We start from the raw sequence: 17,090 nt of genomic DNA, 5'->3' as shown, positions 1-17,090 counted from the left end.
GCCGGACGGCGTGCCAGGGTCAGAAACTGAAGGTGGCGTTCAACACCGCCGAGCGGCCGTCGCCCGGCAATGCCCAGCCGTTTCCGGCGGTGACGGTGCCGGCGGCATTGACGGTCAGGTTGTTGCGCACGCTGGTGTAGTACTCCTTGTCGAACAGGTTGTTGACGTTCAACTGCAGGCTGAGCCAGTCGTTGACGCGCAGGCCGACCATCGCCCGGTGCACCCAGTAATCGTCTGTCTTGATGTAGGCCGCGCCCGACGCATTGTTCGGATAGAAGCCGCCCTGATAGGTGACGCCATAACCAAAGGTCCACTGGTTGAGCGAATAGGTGGTCCAGATGTTGCCGGCATTGCGCGGGGTCTGCACCAGTTCGCGTCCGGCGACCGGATCGCCGGTGAGGCTGGCGGTGCGATTGGACACGCTCTGCAGCACTTCGCTGTCCAGGAAGGTGTAATTGGCGAAGATCGACCAGCGGTCGGTCAGGTAGCCGGCCGCACCCAGCGCGATGCCGTCCACACGTGCCTTGCCGTCCAGCACCTGCTCGGGAATCAGCGGGTCGCCGCTGTTGACCTTGTAGTTCTCACGTTCGTTGCGGAACACCGCCGCGGTCAGCGCCAGGCGCTCATCGAGTACGTCCCATTTACCGCCGAGTTCGATGTTGACCGCCGTTTCCGGGGCGACATTGCAGTTGGCACCGGCGGTGGCGCTGGCGATCGGCGTGCACGAGCCGTTGACCGAGGCCTTGGAGGGCGTCTTGCTGTTGGCGTAGGACAGATACAGGCTGGCGTTATCGGCCGGCTTGAACACCAGGCCGGCGCGGTAGGAGAACAGGTCTTCTTCGTTGCCGGCCGGGAAACCTGCGGCAACGCCGGTGATGCCACCGGCGGCATTGACGGTGTAGGTGGTGCTATCGCCTTCGTTGTGCTCGTAGCGCCCGCCGACATTGAGCATCCACTGCTCGTTGAACTGCAGCGTATCGAACAGGTAGATCGCCTGGTTGGTCAGGCTGCCCTTGCTGTGAGCGGTGCGGAAATAGTTCTGCGGGCCGGTCCAGATGTTGTACGGATTGTCGAAGCTCTGCAGCGGGTAGGTGATACCGGTGGTGGAGCCGTTGGCATTGCGGAAGGTCGTACCGCTGTCCAGCTCGAAGTCTTCCTTGCTGAAGGCCACGCCGGCGACGATGCGATGCTCGATGGCGCCGGTACGCAGCGTGGCGGTCAGATCGGTCTGGCTGTGCGCGATGAAATTCTCGGTCTCGCGCACCAGGCCACGCGGGCCGCTGTTCGGATTCCAGGTGGCGGGCGGCTGGCCGACGCAGGCGCGACCTGTGTACGGGTCGGTGCCATCGGGCAGGCACCAGGTTCCCTGCAGTGCGGTGGCATTGAGGCTCTGGTCCACCCGCTGCAGACGCGCCAGGCTGCGCAGTTTGAGGGTGTCGCCAAAATCCATGTCCAGCACGCCGGTGAGCATGTCCACGTCGATCTCCTGACGCGAGGTATTGCGATAGCCGTAATAGGTTTCGCGGTCCACGCCCGGCAGCGGGCCGTCGTTGAACGGGCTGAGCGCAAACGGCACGCCGTACTGCGGCAGGTTGTTGTCGTGCTGGTGCAGGTAGCTCAGGGTGAAGCGGGTGTCCGAGCCCAGGCCGAAGGCCACCGACGGCGCAAAGCCCCAGCGATGACGGAATTCTTCGTCGCGGCCAGGCACGTCCTGGGTGTGGCCCATCGCGTTCAGTCGCACGGCGGTGCCGTTGTCGAAGTCGTGGTTGCTATCGACGGTGAGGCGGCCGTAGCGGTCGCTGCCGCCACCGATCAGCACGTTGGTGAAGTCGCCCTGGCCGGCCGTCTTGGTCACCAGATTGATGTTGCCGCCGACCGAGCCGGCACCGGACATGGCCGAATTGGCGCCGTTGATCAGCTCCACCGCTTCCAGGTTGAAGGTATCGCTGCGGCTGTATTGCGCGCTGTCGCGCACGCCGTCGGTGGTGATGTCGCTGCTTGCCGTGAAGCCGCGCAGGTTGATGCTGTCGCCATAGCCGCCGCCGCCTTCGCCCGCACCGAAGGTGATGCCGGGCAGGGTGCTCAGCACATCGCGCAAGGACAGCAGATTCTGCTGGTCCATGGTCTGCTTGGTGACCACGGTGATGGTCTGCGGCGTATCGCGCAGCGCTTCGGTGTACTTGGGCGAGGACGGCTTCTGCGCACGTTCCTGCTGCACCCGGATGGCATCCAGATCCACCGCACCCGGAGGGGCGGGCGCATCGCCGGGCTGGGCAAACGCAGGAGCGGACAGGGTCAACAGCACGGCCGAGGTGAGCGGGGAAATCCTGGGAGTCATGAGATGTCTCGAAAAGGAAAGCGATGCTCCGGCCTGGCGATGGCTCGGCGGATGCGGGAAGGGTCGAACGCCGCCGCTAGCCCACCGCGACCCGCCGGCTGCCACCACGCGCGCGGCGGCGCGGCGCTAAAAAGCGCAGGCCGGCAACAGGCGGATCAGAGGTGTCGGGCAGGGCAGGGCGCATGGGATCGCAGGCAGGTCAGATGTTAAGAAGACCTGAAGGGCTGCGATCTTAAATGCAAATCATTCTTCTTTGCAATCTTCGCCGATCGACGGCGCACGTTGCCCGTCGATGGCGGGCGCTAGCGTGGGGTTGCGGGCTGGGCGATGTTCGCCTCAGCGGTCGTCGCGGGTCCAGATGCCGTCGTGCTCGCGCTTGACCGGAAACTTGGGCACGGCGGTGTACGCGGGTGCACACAGTGGGCGGCCATCGCGGATATCGAAGCGCGCACTATGCAGCTGGCACTCGATGGTACCGGCCACCGGGTCGAAGCTGCCGGGCGACAGCTCGTAGTCTTCATGGCTGCAGCGGTCTTCCAGCGCGTACAGCTCGCCGTCGAGGTTGAACACCACGATGGGTGCGTCGGTCACTTCATCCCACACGGTTTGCAGTTCGCCGGGCAGCAAGGCTGCGCTGGCGCAGACAAAGGTCCAGGTCTCGCTCACGGGGATGCGCCGTCCAGCGGTTTTTCCAGCACTTCGAAGCGCAGATCCTGACGCAGCGGCACGCCGAAGCGTTTGTCGCCATACGGAAATGGCTTGAGGATGCCGGTGCGGCGATAGCCGCGGCGCTCATAAAAGGCAATGAGTTCGTTGCGCACATCGATCACGGTCATGCGCATGACCGGCAGTTGCCATTCGGTGGCAGCGATGCGCTCGCCCTCGGCCAGCAATGTCTTGCCGAGACCGCTGCCCTGCAGTGTCGGGTCGACCGCGAACATGCCGAAATACCCGGCGCCCGCATCGTCGGCGATGTGGGCACACGCCACCAGCCGGCCATCCTGCTCGACCAGCAACACCAGGCTGCGTTCACGCAGGATGTCCTGTCGCAGCACTGCAGGATCGATACGTGCGCCATCGAGAATGTCGGCCTCCGTGGTCCAGCCCACGCGGCTGCTGTCGCCGCGATAGGCCGAGGTCACCAACTGGACAAGGGCGTCGATGTCATCAACGGTGGCGGTGCGGAAAGTGGTGGTCTGCATGGGGGCAGTTTAGCGGGAATCGGGAATGGGTGATTCGGGATTCGGGGTTCGCAGGTGCTTGGTCGGTTGCATGTAGACATGTATGGCAGCCCCGCAATGCACGCAGGATCTGCTGGGCCATCCGCAACCAGTCCAGGCAATGGCAGAGGAAGCAAAAGTAAGCCCCTCTCCCCCTGGAGAGGGGTTGGGGTGAGGGTACGGAGCGAAGCGCTCGTGCAGTCGAACAACGCCAGGCTTCGCACGTACCCTCATCCGCCCCTTCGGGGCACCTTCTCCCGATGGGAGAAGGAACCGCAACGGCGCACAGAAGTGACGGGTCTACTACTCACCCAAGCAACGTCCGCACCTTCTTCAATGCCGCAACAAAGCGCTCGATCTCGTCGTGCGTGTTGTAGAACGCCAGCGAGGCGCGGCAGGTGGCCGCAACACCGTAGTACTGCAGCAGCGGATGCGCGCAGTGCTGGCCGGAGCGGACTGCTACGCCTTCCAGGTCGAGCAGGGTGGCCAGGTCGTGCGAATGTGCGCCGTCGATCAGGAACGACACCACGGCCGCCTTGTCCGGCGTGGTGCCGAAGATACGCAGGCCGTCGATCCGGTGCAGCTCTTCGGTGAAGTGCGCCAGCAGTTCGGCTTCGCGCGCTTCCACGTGGTCCAGACCGATCGACTCCAGATAATCCACGGCCGCGCCCAGGCCGATGAAACCGGCGATGTTGGGTGTGCCGGCTTCGAACTTGTGCGGGGCATCGTTGAAAACGGTGTTCTCGAAGCTCACTTCCTTGATCATCTCGCCGCCGCCCAGAAATGGCGGCATGGCCTGCAGATGTTCGCGGCGTGCCCACAACGCGCCGGTACCGGTTGGGCCGCACATCTTGTGGCCGGTGATGGCATAGAAATCGCAGCCGATGCCCGCCACATCGATACGCCGATGCGGCGCCGCCTGCGAGCCGTCCACCACGCTGACGATGCCGCGCTTGCGTGCCTCGCGGCAGATCTCGCGCACCGGATTGACCGTGCCCAGTACATTGGACACATGGGTGATCGCCAGCAGCTTGACCTCGGGGGTCATCGCCTTGCGCAAGGCGTCCAGATCCAGCGCGCCATCGGGGGTGATTTCGGCCACACGGATGGTCGCGCCGGTGCGCTGGGCCACCAGCTGCCACGGCACGATGTTGGCATGGTGTTCCATGCGCGAGATCAGGATCACATCGCCGGCGCCCAGTCGCGGCAAGGCCCAGGAATAAGCGACCAGATTGATCGCGAAGGTCGTGCCGCTGCACAGCACCAGCTCGTCGGCGCGCACGTTGAGAAAGCGCGCCAGCTTGCTGCGGGCGCCCTCGAACGCGTCGGTGGCTTCGCTGCCCAGCGCGTGCACCGCGCGGCTGACGTTGGCGTTCTGACGGCGATAGAACTCATCGGTGGCCGCGATGACCTGCAGCGGCTTCTGCCCGGTGTTGGCGTTGTCGAAGTAGATCAGCGGCTTGCCGTGCACCTGCCGCATCAGCAGCGGGAAGTCAGAACGGACGCGCTCCCACTCCGGGGCGCTACCCGCAGCGACGGCAGGCGCGTTCATGCCACACCCGCCGAATTCAGGGCGCGGTCCAGCTGCAAGGCCAGCACGGCGCTCAACGCCGTGGGCAGCACCCGTAGCGGCTCGTGGCAAAACGCGGCGCTGAGCAGGCGCTGTGCCTCGGCCTGCGGCAGGCCGCGGGAGCGCAGATAGAACAAGGCGTTTTCGTCGAGCTGGCCGACCGTGGCGCCATGCGCAGCCTGCACTTCATCGGCGTCGATCACCAGCACCGGCTGGGTGTCGATCTCGGCGTTGGCAGACAGCAACAGGTTCTTGTTGGACAGCCGCGCGTCGGTGCCGTCGGCGCCGGGCCGGATATGGATGCCGCCATGAAACACCAGGCGGCTGCGGTCGGCACCGACACCCCGCCACACCAGCTCGCAGGCGGTATCTCGGGCGATATGGTCGATGCCCAGGCGCGTATCGACATGGCGGCGGCCGTTGCCCAGCAACACGCCGTTGGCGGTGAGCCGTGCATTGTTGCCTTCCAGGCGCACGTTGAGCTCGTGCCGCGACAGGCCGGCGCCCAGTTCCAGATCCACGCGCTGGTAGCGTGCATCGCGTGCGAGCACGGCATCGGTGCGCAGCAGCGAGGTCGCTTGCGCGCTGTCGGCTTGCACGCGGGCATGCGACAGCGCCGCGTCCTGACCCAGGTGCACATGCATCACGCTGTTGTCCAGGTGCGCCGCGTCGCCAACGTGCAGATGGTGCTCGACCACGCTCAGTGCTGCGCCGGCCCGCAGTTCGATCAGATGGCGGTGATGCCAGGACAGATCGTGCTCGCCGGCCACGCTGACAAAGACGAGGTGCAGCGGCAGCGCGATCTGCGCGCCGTCGTGCACACGCACCAGCACGCCTTCGTCGGCGAGCGCGGCATTGAGGCGGGCGAAGATCTCGTCGCTGCCCTCGAAACGACGGCCGAGCAGATGCTGCGCGTCATCGCCTGCGGCGATCGAGGCGGACAGGGTGTCCAGCTGTACACCGTCCGGCAGGCTCGCCACATCACTGAGCGCCGCCGATGGCCGTCCATTGACGAATACCAGCCGTGGCGTCGGAATGTCGTCCAGCACGGCGGCATCGACCAAGGTCGGTACCAGTGGCGCCGGGTGGAAACTGCGCCGTTCCAGCTGCCGCAGCGAGGTGTACTTCCATGCTTCGGCGCGCGGGCCGGGCAGGCCGGCCTGCAGCGCGGCATCCAGCTCGGCGCGGCGCGCATCGTCACCGCAGAAGCAGCGTGCCAGGGAGTCGAGCAGGGCGCTCATCAGGCGGCAACCTCAGGCACGACACGGTCCTTGAGGAAGTGATAACCGTGTTTTTCCAGCTCCAACGCCAACTCCGGGCCGCCGCTCTGCACGATGCGGCCTTCGGCCAGCACATGCACCACGTCCGGCTTGATGTAGTCGAGCAGGCGCTGGTAGTGGGTGATCACCAGGAACGAGCGCTCCGGCGAGCGCAATGCATTGACGCCGTCGGCCACGCTCTTGAGCGCATCGATGTCCAGGCCGGAGTCAGTCTCGTCCAGGATGGCGAGCTTGGGTTCGAGCACCGCCAGCTGGAAGATCTCGTTGCGCTTCTTTTCGCCGCCGGAGAACCCTTCGTTGACGCCGCGATGCAGCAGCTCGTCCTTCAGATGCAGTACGGCGAGCTTCTGGCGCACCAGCTTGAGGAACTGCATCGAATCCAGCTCGTCCTCGCCACGTGCCTTGCGCTGCGCATTGAGTGCGGCGCGCAGGAAGTAGGTGTTATTGACGCCGGGGATTTCCACCGGGTACTGGAAGGCCAGAAACAGGCCGGCGGCGGCGCGTTCTTCCGGCGGCAGGTCGAGCAGGTCCTTGCCTTCGAACTGCACGCTGCCGGCGCTGACCTCATAGCCGTCGCGCCCGGCCAGCACATTGCCCAGCGTGGATTTACCCGCGCCATTGGGGCCCATGATGGCGTGCACCTGGCCCGGCTGGATGTCCAGCGACAGGCCCTTGAGGATGTCTTTGCCGGCGATGCTGGCGTGGAGGTTTTGAATGTTGAGCATAGTCGTAATCCAGTGATTGAGCCCCTCTCCCGTCGGTAGAGGGTTGGGGTGAGAGGTCGGGCAAAGCGTCGTGCTGTTTGGGTGCACTTGGCTTCGCTCGCGCCCCTCATCCGGCGCTGCGCGCCACCTTCTCCCGGAGGGAGAAGGAAATAAGTGTCAGCCGACGCTGCCTTCCAGGGAGACTTCCAGCAGCTTCTTGGCTTCCACCGCGAACTCCATCGGCAGCTCGCGGAACACCTGCTTGCAGAAGCCGTCGACGATCAACGACACCGCGTCTTCCTGGCTGATGCCGCGCGCGCGGCAATAGAACAGCTGGTCGTCGCTGATCTTGGACGTGGTGGCCTCGTGCTCGACCGTGGCGCCCGGGTTCTTCACCTCGATATAGGGGAAGGTGTGCGCGCCGCACTGTTTGCCGATCAACAGTGAATCGCACTGGGTGTAGTTGCGTGCGCCATCGGCGTTGCGGTCCACCTTGACCAGGCCGCGATAGGTGTTTTGCCCGCGCCCGGCGCTGATGCCCTTGCTGACGATCTTGCTCTTGGTGCGCTTGCCGATGTGGATCATCTTGGTGCCGGTATCGGCCTGCTGACGGTGGTGCGTCAGCGCGACCGAATGGAACTCGCCCACCGAATCGTCGCCAAGCAGCACGCACGACGGGTACTTCCAGGTAATCGCCGAGCCGGTTTCGACCTGGGTCCAGGTCACCTTGCTGCGCGCACCACGGCATTCGGCACGCTTGGTCACGAAGTTGTAGATGCCGCCGACACCGTTCTCGTCACCCGGATACCAGTTCTGCACCGTCGAATACTTGATCTCGGCATCTTCCAGCGTCACCAGCTCCACCACGGCCGCATGCAGCTGGTTTTCGTCGCGCATCGGCGCGGTGCAGCCTTCCAGGTACGACACGTAGGCCTTGTCCTCGCACACGATCAAGGTGCGCTCGAACTGGCCGGTGTGGCCGGCATTGATGCGGAAATAGGTGCTCAGCTCCATCGGGCAACGCACGCCCTTGGGAATGAACACGAAGCTGCCATCGGAAAACACGGCCGAGTTCAGCGCGGCGAAGTAGTTGTCGCCCACCGGCACCACGCTGCCCAGATACTGCCGGACGATCTCAGGATGTTCCTTGATGGCCTCGGACATCGAGCAGAAGATCACGCCCTTTTCGGCCAGCTCCTTGCGGAACGTGGTGCCGACCGAGACCGAATCGAACACGGCGTCCACTGCAACACCAGCCAGCTTGGCACGCTCGTGCAGCGGTACCCCGAGCTTGTCGTAGGTGTCGAGCAGTTCCTTGGGCACCTCGTCCAGCGACGCGTACTTCGGGCCCTTGGGCGCGGAGTAATAGCTCAATGCCTGGAAATCGATCGGCGCGATGTTCAACTTCGCCCACTCCGGCATCGGCATCTTCAGCCAGTGGCGGTACGCCTCCAGCCGCCAGTCGGTCATCCATTGCGGCTCGTCCTTCTTGGCCGACAGCGCAATGATGGTGTCTTCGTCCAGGCCGGGCGGGAGCGAATCGGACTCGATCGCGGTGATGAAGCCGGCGTCGTAACGTCGACCCAGCCGTTCGAGGATCTGGGCGTTCTGCGGGGGAGCTAGTTCGGTGGCCATCGGGCTGCCTACAGGTCAGGTGGTCGCGACGCGTGCGGCGATGGAACGCCGACGGCTGTCGCCAGGGAGAGAAAGGGGCTGCAACATCTGCGCGAGCGTGACCCGACGCAAGGCGTCGCCGACCACGTCGTTGATCAGGCGCCAGTTGGAGCGCACCCCGCAGGTCTGCGCGATGCCGCACTGGCTATGGTCCTGGCTGCATTCGGTAATCGCCAACGGACCTTCCATGGCCTCGACGATTTCCACCAGGGTGATCTGGCTGGCCGCACGCGCCAGTCGGTAACCGCCATGCACGCCTCGCAGGCCTTCGACCAGACCGGCCTGCGACAACGGCTTGAGGATCTTGCTCACGGTCGGCGCTTCCAGGCCTGCCTGTTCGGCCAGTTCGCTGGCGCTGAGGACCTCGCCACACCGGGCGGCAAGCACGGTCAGCACGACAGTGGCGTAATCGGTGAGTTTGGTGACGCGCAACATGAAAGACGGAGCACCTTAAAGCGGACCGAAATTGTACTCTTTTGGCGCGGCAGGGCCAACTGCCCGGTTCAGCCCCCGGCAAGCACCCGGCGTTGCGGCAGCGGGTGCGCTTGTGCTTGGCGCATGGGCGCGCTGCGGTCACAATGAGCGGCCCCCTCACCGGACCCTTACATGTCGCGCAAAGTTGCCGCCCGCAAGTCACGTATCCACGGCAATGGCATGTTCGCCCTCGCCCCGCTCCGCAAGGGCGAGCGCATCATTCAATACAAGGGACGCCTGCGCACGCATGCCGAAGTGGATGCAGACGATACCGGCGATGTGGAAAGCGGCCACACCTTCCTGTTCACGCTCAGCGACGATTACGTGCTGGACGCCAACTACGAGGGCAACGTCGCACGCTGGATCAACCACAGCTGCAATCCCAATTGCGAAGCGGTGATCGAGGAAGCCGAAGGCGACGACCGTCGCAAGGACAAGATCTTCATCGAGGCCAAGCGCGCCATCAAGGCCGGCGAGGAACTCACCTACAACTACGGCATCACCTTGAGCGAGCGCCACACCCCGCGTCTGAAGAAGATCTGGGAATGCCGCTGCGGCTCCAAGAACTGCACGGGCACAATGCTGCAGCCCAAGCGCTGACCGCACAGGCGGACACCGCGCGCTGACGCGCCGCATACATCGGTTCACAGGTGCGCAACGGCACGCTGCCTAGGGTGCGGGCTTCTTTGAAGAGGAGCCCACACATGTCGTATTCGCTCTCTGGCAAAACCGTCGCCGTGCTGGCGACCGATGGTTTCGAACAATCCGAGCTGACGGAGCCCAAGCGCCTGCTGGAATCCTGGGGCGCCAAGGTCGATGTGATCGCGCCAGGCGACAGCGCCACGATCCGTGCCTGGAACCATACCGATTGGGGCGATTCGGTCGCCGTCGACCGGTCGCTCGCACAGGCAACGCCGAACAGCTATGACGCCCTGGTCCTGCCCGGCGGCGTGCTCAATCCCGATACGCTGCGCACCGATGCGCAGGCCATTGCCTTCATTCGCGCCTTCGCTACGGCGCACAAGCCAGTGGCCGCGATCTGCCATGGTCCATGGCTGTTGCTGGAGAGCGACCTGGTACGCGACCGCAACGTCACCTCCTGGCCGTCGGTCAAGACCGATCTGACCAATGCCGGCGCGCGTTGGCAGGATGCCGAAGTGGTGGTGGACGGGCAGCTGATCACCAGCCGCAGGCCGGACGACATTCCGGCGTTCAGCGCCGCCGTGGCCAAGGCGCTATCCGCATAAGGGTGCGCGCGTTGCCGGCGGCAGCACACATGCAAAGGCCCGGCGCTGGTGCGTCGGGCCTTTGTGTGGACGCCCGCGTTGCGCAGGGCAGATTGATCGGCACTGCACTGCACGGCGCAGCGTGGGGCCTATTTGCCGGACAGTGCCGCCGCCGGCACCAGCTGCTCGATGTTCTGGTTGAAGTTGACGGCGACCCGCCCGTTCTGGATGCCGACCGATTCCACCTGGACGGCGCCCATCACCGCCGCAATCGACGGGTCGATGCGGTAAATCGGTTCCTTGCGCGCGTAGTCCGCCAGCCAAGTGTTGAGCAGCTGGCGGGTGCTGTGGTCGAGTTTTGCGCCGGCATGGGCCGGACGGAAATCGTCGATGCTGGGCTGGTCGAGATAGAAGCCTTGCTTGGCGACGTCGTAGCGCAGCGCGCTGGTCAGGGTCACGTTGCCCACCGGCGATGGCGCCCCGCCGGCAGTGGCAACCGCCAGATCGAACGCCATCTTGAGCCGGTCGCCCGGCGGCAGTGACAGCGCGGGATTGCTGACCGTCATTTCAACCAGGCCGCCGAGCGTGTCGTGCGTCTGCGGAAAGCGGCCGCCGAGATACTGCTGCAAGTCGCTGGCCTGCACGCTGATCTGACGGCCCTGGATCTGCGGCGCCGCCCAGGCACCGGTGGCGGGAAGTGCCAAGGCAAGAGCGAGCACGGATCCGGTAAGCGAACGCAGTTTCATCGAGTGACTCCGGCAACAGGTGACACAACCTTAGTCAGCGCCGGTGAACCACGGGTTAGCGCAGCACCGGCTGTAGCGTGGCCGAGTAGATTTCCCAGCGGTCGCTGCCGGCACGTGGTTGCAAGCGGTACGCGCCGACCAATTGTTGCGTGCCGGACCGGGTGCGGACGGTGATGCGCACGGGTACCTCGATCTGTCGTGGCGGATGCTGCTGATCCAGCGGCAGCGGCGGGTCGTTCATGATGCGCATCGACTGGATGTCGCTCATACCGCGCAGGACCGCATCGTCGGGCACCGGCGCCGGGTGCCCGCCCGTCCACAGCGCATCGGCATCGGCGCGTGCCGCACCCGGCAGCGCGCCCAGGTAACGCTGCACGGTGGCGCTTGCTTCGGCGAACGCGGCGCGTGCCTGCGCATCGTCGGGATCTTCGGCGGGCGCGAGCGCTGGAGTGCCCGGCGCGGCGTGGATGGCTGCCTGCTCCATGGCATCGGCCTGGTGCGAGGATGGTGGAGTGGCCGCGGTTTCCTGCTCTGCGGTGCGCTGACAACTGCAGCCGGCAAGTGCGGCCACTGACATGACGATTGCAATCCAGCGCATGGCGCGTCCCCGTCCCCGATGCGCGCAGTGTAGCGGCGCAGTGCACCGCGCAGGTGCTCAGACGCCTGGTTGTACGCGTTGCAGGCGTTCGAGCAGGAGCTGCAGCTTTGGTCGCAACGCGTCGAGCGCGTCGCTGGGTTGGGCGCGCGGGCGGGCGGCCAGGTCCTCCAGCAGCTGCGAGCCCACCGTCAACGCGGCGCATTCGTCGCTGCTCAGGTCGCGGCGCAGGTGCAGTTCTTCGAGCAGGCGCATCCAGTCCGCCCGCGAGCGCTGTTCGAACTCGATGGTGCAGCGGTCGTCACACGGGCGTCCGTCGTTTTCGATGGGCGTGACCGTAATGCGGTAGCGTTTTCGGGACATGGTGGTCGCGTCACTCCTGGACTGACGCCACCATAGGGGCAGGCCGCCGCGCGCTCGAGAGTGCGGGCCATGACGCAGTGTTCCAGCGCGCTCAGTCGGCAGGCGGCGGTGGGGTTTGACGCAGCAGCGGCAGTGGATCGTACGCACCGTTGCGTCCATAGACACCAAAGTGCAGATGCGGCGGCGTGCCGCGCGCATTGCCGGTGGTGCCGACCATGCCCAGCTGCGTGCCAGGCTCGACCACATCGCCCACCGCCAGGCCTGCCGCCCAATCGTCCAGATGCGCGTAATAGTGCCGCTCCATCGCCGGGCCGAGCAGCCAGACCTGCTTGCCGCCCAGGCCCTGGTCGCGGATGGCGCTGACCACGCCGCGTGTGGCTGCCAGGACCGGCGTGCCACGTGGCGCAAAGATGTCCACGCCTGCATGGGTGCGATCGCGGCCGCGCGGTGCGCCAAACGTATCGGCGATGTGTCGCGCACGCACGTTCTTGACCGGGATGGCCAGGCGCTCCGGCGGTGGCATCCGCGACAACTCCCAGGTAGTGCGCAGTTGTGTTGCGATCGGCAATTGCCACGCCCAACGTGCGGCGACTGCCAGGACACACAGCACGGCGATCCACAGCAAAAAGCGGCGAAGCCGGCGTGCGGGGCTAGAGCTTGGAGTGGCTGAGGTCACGAAAGATGCTGCTTGCAGGGACGCCGGCCAGGGTAGGGGAGCGGCGATGAGCGAGGTGTGTGGTGGGTGCGGCACTGCATTGACGCCATGACGTGCGCAAAAAAAAAGACGGCCCGAAGGCCGTCCCGATGACACCGGATGTGCGCTGGATCAGAGCGCGGCGTCTTTCAGCTTCTTCAGGGGGCGAACCTTGACCTTACGGGTTGCGGCCTTGGCAGCAAAGATCTGCTCTTCCTTGGTGAAGGGGTTGATGCCCTTGCGCTTCGGCTTGGCCGGCACGTTGACCGAGGTGATCTTGAGCATGCCCGGCAGGGTGAAGCTGCCGACGCCCTTCTTGTTCAACGAGGAATGCGCAGCGGCTTCCAGCGACGCCAGCACGGCGCGCACGTCCTTCGGAGCCAGCTGGGTGGATTCGGCGATGTGGGCGACCAGGCCGGTCTTGCTCAGGGCTTCCTTGATCGGCTTCGGCGCGGCCGACGTAGCGGCCTTGGCCGGCTTCGCAGTCTTGGTGGCGGCGACCTTTTTCACTGCCTTCTTGGGGGCAGCCTTCTTAGCGGCGGTTTTTGCCATGAGGTATACGTTCCGTATTCGTTGGTGGTGTTGGGTCTGCCGACCCAGTCGGCAACGCGAAATGTAGGGCAACTGCTGCGCGCCGCCAATAGGCAAACCATGAAACAACACGAAAAAAGCGTCTTTCGACGGGGATTCGTTCACCGGCGGCGCAAAACGCCGACAGAAACGCAGTGCTCGACACGCACGGCGCACGCGTGGGTGCGGCATCTGATGCAGGGCAACAGGTGATTTGCGCAGGCAGGTGTGCGTGTTTGCGCGCATGGGGAGCACGCATCGATTGCGCTTCGGTTGGGGTTGAGTGGCATGCGCTGCAACGAGCGATGGCGAAGTGGCCTTGCGTGCGTGCTGCGCAATGTCCATTGGCATCGATTGCAAGGACGGTGCACGGCATGTGCGTTGAAGGCCCGCAACCGGCATCGATGCCGTGTCGATGCTGGATGCGCCTGACGCAACGCTGTCTTGGTGGCGGCCGGCGAGTCGCTGCCGTTGGCGTCACCGGCGGATCGCGCGGCGGCATCGCAGCGGTCGATGCCGCTGCGGCCCTGTGTGCGGCTAGTCGTTGGCAGCCGACAAGCTGCGGCCGCGCTCGGTCGCCGCTGCGATCGCTTTGGCAGTCAACGCTTCGAAACCGCCTGCCTGGAAGGTCTCGATGGCCGCTTGCGTGGTGCCGTTGGGCGAGGTCACGCGGCGGCGGAGCAGCTCCGGTGCTTCGCCCGATTCGGTGAGCATGCGCGATGCGCCGAGCAGGGTTTGCAGCACCAGCGTGCGTGCGGTGTCGGCCGGCAGGCCCTGCGCCTGCGCTGCGGCTTCCATGGCTTCGGCCAGCAGAAACACGTACGCCGGCCCGCTGCCGGAAACCGCCGTCACTGCATCCATCTGTGCTTCGTCGTCGATCCACACGGTGACGCCGGCGCTTTCCAGCAGGCCGGTCGCGTGCGCACGCTGCGCATCGGACACGCGCGCGGTGGCGTACAGACCGGTCACGCCGGCGCCAAGCAGTGCGGGCGTGTTGGGCATTGCGCGCACCACTGCCACATCGCCACCGGACCAGCGCTGCAGCTGCGTGGCGGTGATGCCAGCGGCGATCGACAGCAGCAGCGGCTGCTGTGCCTGCGCGAGGTCGGCCAGTTGTGCACACACGGCCGGCATGACCTGCGGCTTGACCGCGAGCACCCAGGTGGCTGCGCCGTCGGCCGCCGCCTCTGCGTCGGCGACCACCGCCACGCCGAAATCGCGCGACAGCGCGGCACGCAGGTCGGCGACCGGCTCGGCGACGCGGATGTCGGCTGCCGGTGTGCCTTGCCGGATCAGTCCGGCGATCAGGCTGCGTGCCATGTTGCCGCCGCCGATGAACGCGATGGGCGCGGCGTGGGCGGACGATGGCGCAGGCGAAACGGGCAGGGGCATCGTGGTCACTCCGGTCATAAGAATGGTGTGGCGTTGCGCAGATCAGGCGGCGGTGTCGGTCAGCGGCGCTCGCGTACCGAACAGCGCCGTGCCCACGCGCACCATGGTGGCACCGGCCGCGATCGCTTCGGCGAAGTCGGCGCTCATGCCCATCGACAAGGTGTCCACTTGCCGGTGCGCCTGCCGCAGCTGGGCGAACAGGGACTGCATGCGCGCAAACGCGTCGGCGCGCCGCGCCTGTTCCGGGAACGGCGCCGGGATTGCCATCAGCCCGCGTAGCTGCAGACGCGGTTGCAGCGCAATGGCCTCGGCCAGCGCGTCTATCGCCTCGGGGGCGCAGCCGTATTTGCTGTCCTCATCGTCGATATTGACCTGGATCAGCACCTTCAACGGCGCGCGGTCGTCCGGCCGGTGGCGCGCCAGCAGCGGAATCAGCTTGGGGCGATCCACCGTCTGCACCCAGTCGAAACACTGGCTGGCGACATCGGCCTTGTTGGATTGCAGGTGGCCGATGAGATGCCATTCCAGGTCCAGCTCGCGCAGGGCAGCAATCTTGGCCTGCGCTTCCTGCACGTAGTTTTCGCCGAAGGCGCGCTGCCCCTGGGCAGCCAGTGCGGCCACCGCTTCGGCGGGTTTGGTCTTGGACACCGCAAGCAGACGGACATCGGAGCGCGCATGCGCGGCTGCCGCGGCGTGGATGGCATCGAGGATCTGCTGCAGCGACGAAACCGGCACGTGGCATTCCAGAAAGGAGGGGAGCGCTAGTGTGCCGACGCGGCTGGCTTCCTTCCAGCGCGTTGCGTGCCTGGCACGTGCGCCCAGGCCGGCGCGCAGGTGTGTTCCCGCAGCCGAGGCGACGTGCGTGGCAGCGGGGTTGGCCAGGCCAGGCAAGCCGTTCGCAAGCAGGTGCCGGGCCCGCCCATGCCCGAAAGACAACGCCTTCAGCCCTGGGCGGCCGTGCCGACCTGAACCGGTGGCGGGCCGCTCCCCGCTGGCATCCAGAACGCTATACTGCCGGCCGGGGAGTACCTTCCAATCGCAGCCTAGGGGAAAAGCAGCGCATGGATATCGCTGAACTATTGGCGTTTTCTGTCAAGAACAAGGCATCGGACCTGCACCTGTCTGCAGGGCTGCCGCCGATGATCCGTGTCGATGGCGATGTCCGCCGCATCAATATTCCGGCGCTGGACCACAAGCAGGTGCATGCGCTGGTCTACGACATCATGTCGGACAAGCAGCGCCGCGATTACGAAGAATTCCTCGAGGTCGACTTTTCGTTCGAGATTCCGTCGCTGGCGCGCTTCCGCGTCAATGCGTTCAACCAGAACCGCGGTGCCGGTGCGGTGTTCCGTACCATTCCCTCCGAAGTGCTGACGCTGGAAGACCTGGGCTGCCCGCCGATCTTCCGCCAGCTGATCGACCAGCCGCAGGGCCTGATCCTGGTCACCGGCCCCACCGGGTCGGGCAAGTCGACCACGCTGGCCGGCATGATCGACTACATCAACAAGAACGAATACGGCCACATCCTCACTGTCGAGGACCCGATCGAATTCGTGCACACCTCGCAGAAGTGCCTGATCAACCAGCGCGAAGTGCACCGCGATACGCACGGCTTCAACGAGGCGCTGCGCTCGGCGTTGCGCGAAGACCCGGACATCATCCTGGTGGGCGAATTGCGTGACCTGGAGACCATCCGCCTGGCGCTCACCGCCGCGGAAACCGGCCACCTGGTGTTCGGCACCCTGCACACCAGCTCGGCGGCCAAGACCATCGACCGCATCATCGACGTGTTCCCGGCCGGCGAAAAGCCGATGGTGCGCTCGATGCTGTCCGAGTCGCTGCGCGCGGTCATTTCGCAGGCGCTGCTGAAGAAGGTGGGCGGCGGACGCACCGCCGCCTGGGAAATCATGGTCGGCACCCCGGCCATCCGTAACCTGATCCGCGAGGACAAGGTGGCGCAGATGTATTCGGCGATCCAGACCGGCCAGCAGTACGGCATGCAGACGCTGGACCAGCATCTGCAGGACCTGGTCAAGCGCAGCCTGATCACGCGCAACCAGGCGCGTGAGTACGCGAAGGACAAGCGGATATTCGAGTGAAGCCGGGATTCGGGCCCCGGGACCCGGGACCCGGTGAAGCGGCAGCGATGCACTGTGATTTTTCATCAGATTGGGCCGAAGCGGGTAAGGGGCGTGAGAACTGTGGCAGCCGCGGCTGTTCCGGGTCCCGGGCTCCGGGTCCCGG

Annotated in this window: 18 protein-coding genes; 3 read left to right on the top strand and 15 right to left on the bottom strand. The window is 65.6% G+C overall.

Going from position 1 to position 17,090, the window contains the following annotated elements:
- Positions 1-19 precede the first annotated feature (19 nt).
- The 8 genes from ACCQ10_RS14525 to ACCQ10_RS14490 all read right to left on the bottom strand — a co-directional run bounded on the left by ACCQ10_RS14525 (position 20) and on the right by ACCQ10_RS14490 (position 9,221).
- Positions 20-2,338 carry a TonB-dependent receptor gene (locus ACCQ10_RS14525; protein ID WP_372361076.1) on the bottom strand — a complete coding sequence of 773 codons (2,319 nt, stop codon included), beginning with the start codon at positions 2,336-2,338 and terminating at the stop codon, positions 20-22.
- A 336-nt stretch (positions 2,339-2,674) separates the two neighbouring features.
- Positions 2,675-3,004 carry a non-heme iron oxygenase ferredoxin subunit gene (locus ACCQ10_RS14520; RefSeq protein ID WP_039404706.1) on the bottom strand — a complete coding sequence of 110 codons (330 nt, stop codon included), beginning with the start codon at positions 3,002-3,004 and terminating at the stop codon, positions 2,675-2,677.
- Positions 3,001-3,540 carry a GNAT family N-acetyltransferase gene (locus ACCQ10_RS14515; protein WP_372361075.1) on the bottom strand — a complete coding sequence of 180 codons (540 nt, stop codon included), beginning with the start codon at positions 3,538-3,540 and terminating at the stop codon, positions 3,001-3,003. The genes ACCQ10_RS14520 and ACCQ10_RS14515 overlap by 4 nt, the downstream gene beginning before the upstream one ends.
- Positions 3,541-3,865: 325 nt before the next feature.
- Positions 3,866-5,110 (bottom strand): cysteine desulfurase, encoded by a 1,245-nt coding sequence (locus tag ACCQ10_RS14510; RefSeq protein ID WP_372361074.1) that lies wholly within the window; start codon positions 5,108-5,110, stop codon positions 3,866-3,868.
- On the bottom strand, positions 5,107-6,369 hold the full coding sequence (gene sufD, locus ACCQ10_RS14505; protein ID WP_372361073.1) for a Fe-S cluster assembly protein SufD: 1,263 nt from the start codon (positions 6,367-6,369) through the stop codon (positions 5,107-5,109). Before sufD ends, ACCQ10_RS14510 begins: the two co-directional genes overlap by 4 nt.
- Entirely contained in the window at positions 6,369-7,133 is a 765-nt protein-coding gene (sufC, locus tag ACCQ10_RS14500; protein WP_166751907.1) for a Fe-S cluster assembly ATPase SufC, read from the bottom strand. Before sufC ends, sufD begins: the two co-directional genes overlap by 1 nt.
- A 156-nt stretch (positions 7,134-7,289) precedes the next feature.
- The gene (gene sufB / locus ACCQ10_RS14495; protein WP_047693797.1) at positions 7,290-8,747 is read right to left on the bottom strand and encodes a Fe-S cluster assembly protein SufB; all 1,458 of its coding nucleotides are present in this window, start codon (positions 8,745-8,747) and stop codon (positions 7,290-7,292) included.
- A gap of 15 nt (positions 8,748-8,762) precedes the next feature.
- Entirely contained in the window at positions 8,763-9,221 is a 459-nt protein-coding gene (locus ACCQ10_RS14490) for an SUF system Fe-S cluster assembly regulator (RefSeq protein WP_039404723.1), read from the bottom strand.
- A gap of 171 nt (positions 9,222-9,392) precedes the next feature.
- Between ACCQ10_RS14490 and ACCQ10_RS14485 the strand changes: the two genes are divergently transcribed.
- The gene (locus ACCQ10_RS14485; protein ID WP_039404726.1) at positions 9,393-9,860 is read left to right on the top strand and encodes an SET domain-containing protein; all 468 of its coding nucleotides are present in this window, start codon (positions 9,393-9,395) and stop codon (positions 9,858-9,860) included.
- A 104-nt stretch (positions 9,861-9,964) separates the two neighbouring features.
- A complete protein-coding gene (locus ACCQ10_RS14480; RefSeq protein WP_372361072.1) occupies positions 9,965-10,507 on the top strand; it encodes a type 1 glutamine amidotransferase domain-containing protein in 543 nt (180 codons plus the stop codon).
- Positions 10,508-10,635: 128 nt separating this feature from the next.
- Here the strand turns inward: ACCQ10_RS14480 and ACCQ10_RS14475 are convergent, their stop codons facing one another.
- The 7 genes from ACCQ10_RS14475 to ACCQ10_RS14445 form a co-directional block, all read right to left on the bottom strand.
- Positions 10,636-11,232 carry a YceB family lipoprotein gene (locus ACCQ10_RS14475; RefSeq protein ID WP_166745298.1) on the bottom strand — a complete coding sequence of 199 codons (597 nt, stop codon included), beginning with the start codon at positions 11,230-11,232 and terminating at the stop codon, positions 10,636-10,638.
- 55 nt (positions 11,233-11,287) lie between these two features.
- Positions 11,288-11,809: a hypothetical protein gene (locus ACCQ10_RS14470; RefSeq protein WP_372361071.1), complete on the bottom strand. Its 522-nt coding sequence runs from the start codon at positions 11,807-11,809 to the stop codon at positions 11,288-11,290.
- A 78-nt stretch (positions 11,810-11,887) separates the two neighbouring features.
- The gene (locus tag ACCQ10_RS14465; protein WP_184438957.1) at positions 11,888-12,190 is read right to left on the bottom strand and encodes a DUF3861 family protein; all 303 of its coding nucleotides are present in this window, start codon (positions 12,188-12,190) and stop codon (positions 11,888-11,890) included.
- A gap of 91 nt (positions 12,191-12,281) precedes the next feature.
- Positions 12,282-12,884 (bottom strand): M23 family metallopeptidase, encoded by a 603-nt coding sequence (locus ACCQ10_RS14460; RefSeq protein WP_052210287.1) that lies wholly within the window; start codon positions 12,882-12,884, stop codon positions 12,282-12,284.
- Between the two features lie 132 nt (positions 12,885-13,016).
- Positions 13,017-13,436, bottom strand: coding sequence for an HU family DNA-binding protein (locus ACCQ10_RS14455; protein WP_039404742.1), 420 nt, complete (start codon positions 13,434-13,436; stop codon positions 13,017-13,019).
- Positions 13,437-13,991: 555 nt separating this feature from the next.
- Complete coding sequence (gene proC, locus ACCQ10_RS14450; RefSeq protein ID WP_104579947.1) at positions 13,992-14,846, bottom strand: pyrroline-5-carboxylate reductase; 855 nt, start codon at positions 14,844-14,846, stop codon at positions 13,992-13,994.
- Positions 14,847-14,888: 42 nt separating this feature from the next.
- Positions 14,889-15,581, bottom strand: a complete 693-nt coding sequence (locus tag ACCQ10_RS14445; RefSeq protein WP_184384946.1) for a YggS family pyridoxal phosphate-dependent enzyme — start codon at positions 15,579-15,581, stop codon at positions 14,889-14,891.
- A 326-nt stretch (positions 15,582-15,907) separates the two neighbouring features.
- Between ACCQ10_RS14445 and ACCQ10_RS14440 the strand changes: the two genes are divergently transcribed.
- A complete protein-coding gene (locus tag ACCQ10_RS14440) occupies positions 15,908-16,945 on the top strand; it encodes a type IV pilus twitching motility protein PilT (protein WP_104543511.1) in 1,038 nt (345 codons plus the stop codon).
- Positions 16,946-17,090 lie beyond the last annotated feature (145 nt).

The sequence above is a fragment of the Xanthomonas sp. NCPPB 1325 genome (genome assembly GCF_041477645.2).
Lineage (GTDB): Bacteria > Pseudomonadota > Gammaproteobacteria > Xanthomonadales > Xanthomonadaceae > Xanthomonas > Xanthomonas cannabis.
This window is presented reverse-complemented; position numbering and strand designations above follow the sequence as displayed.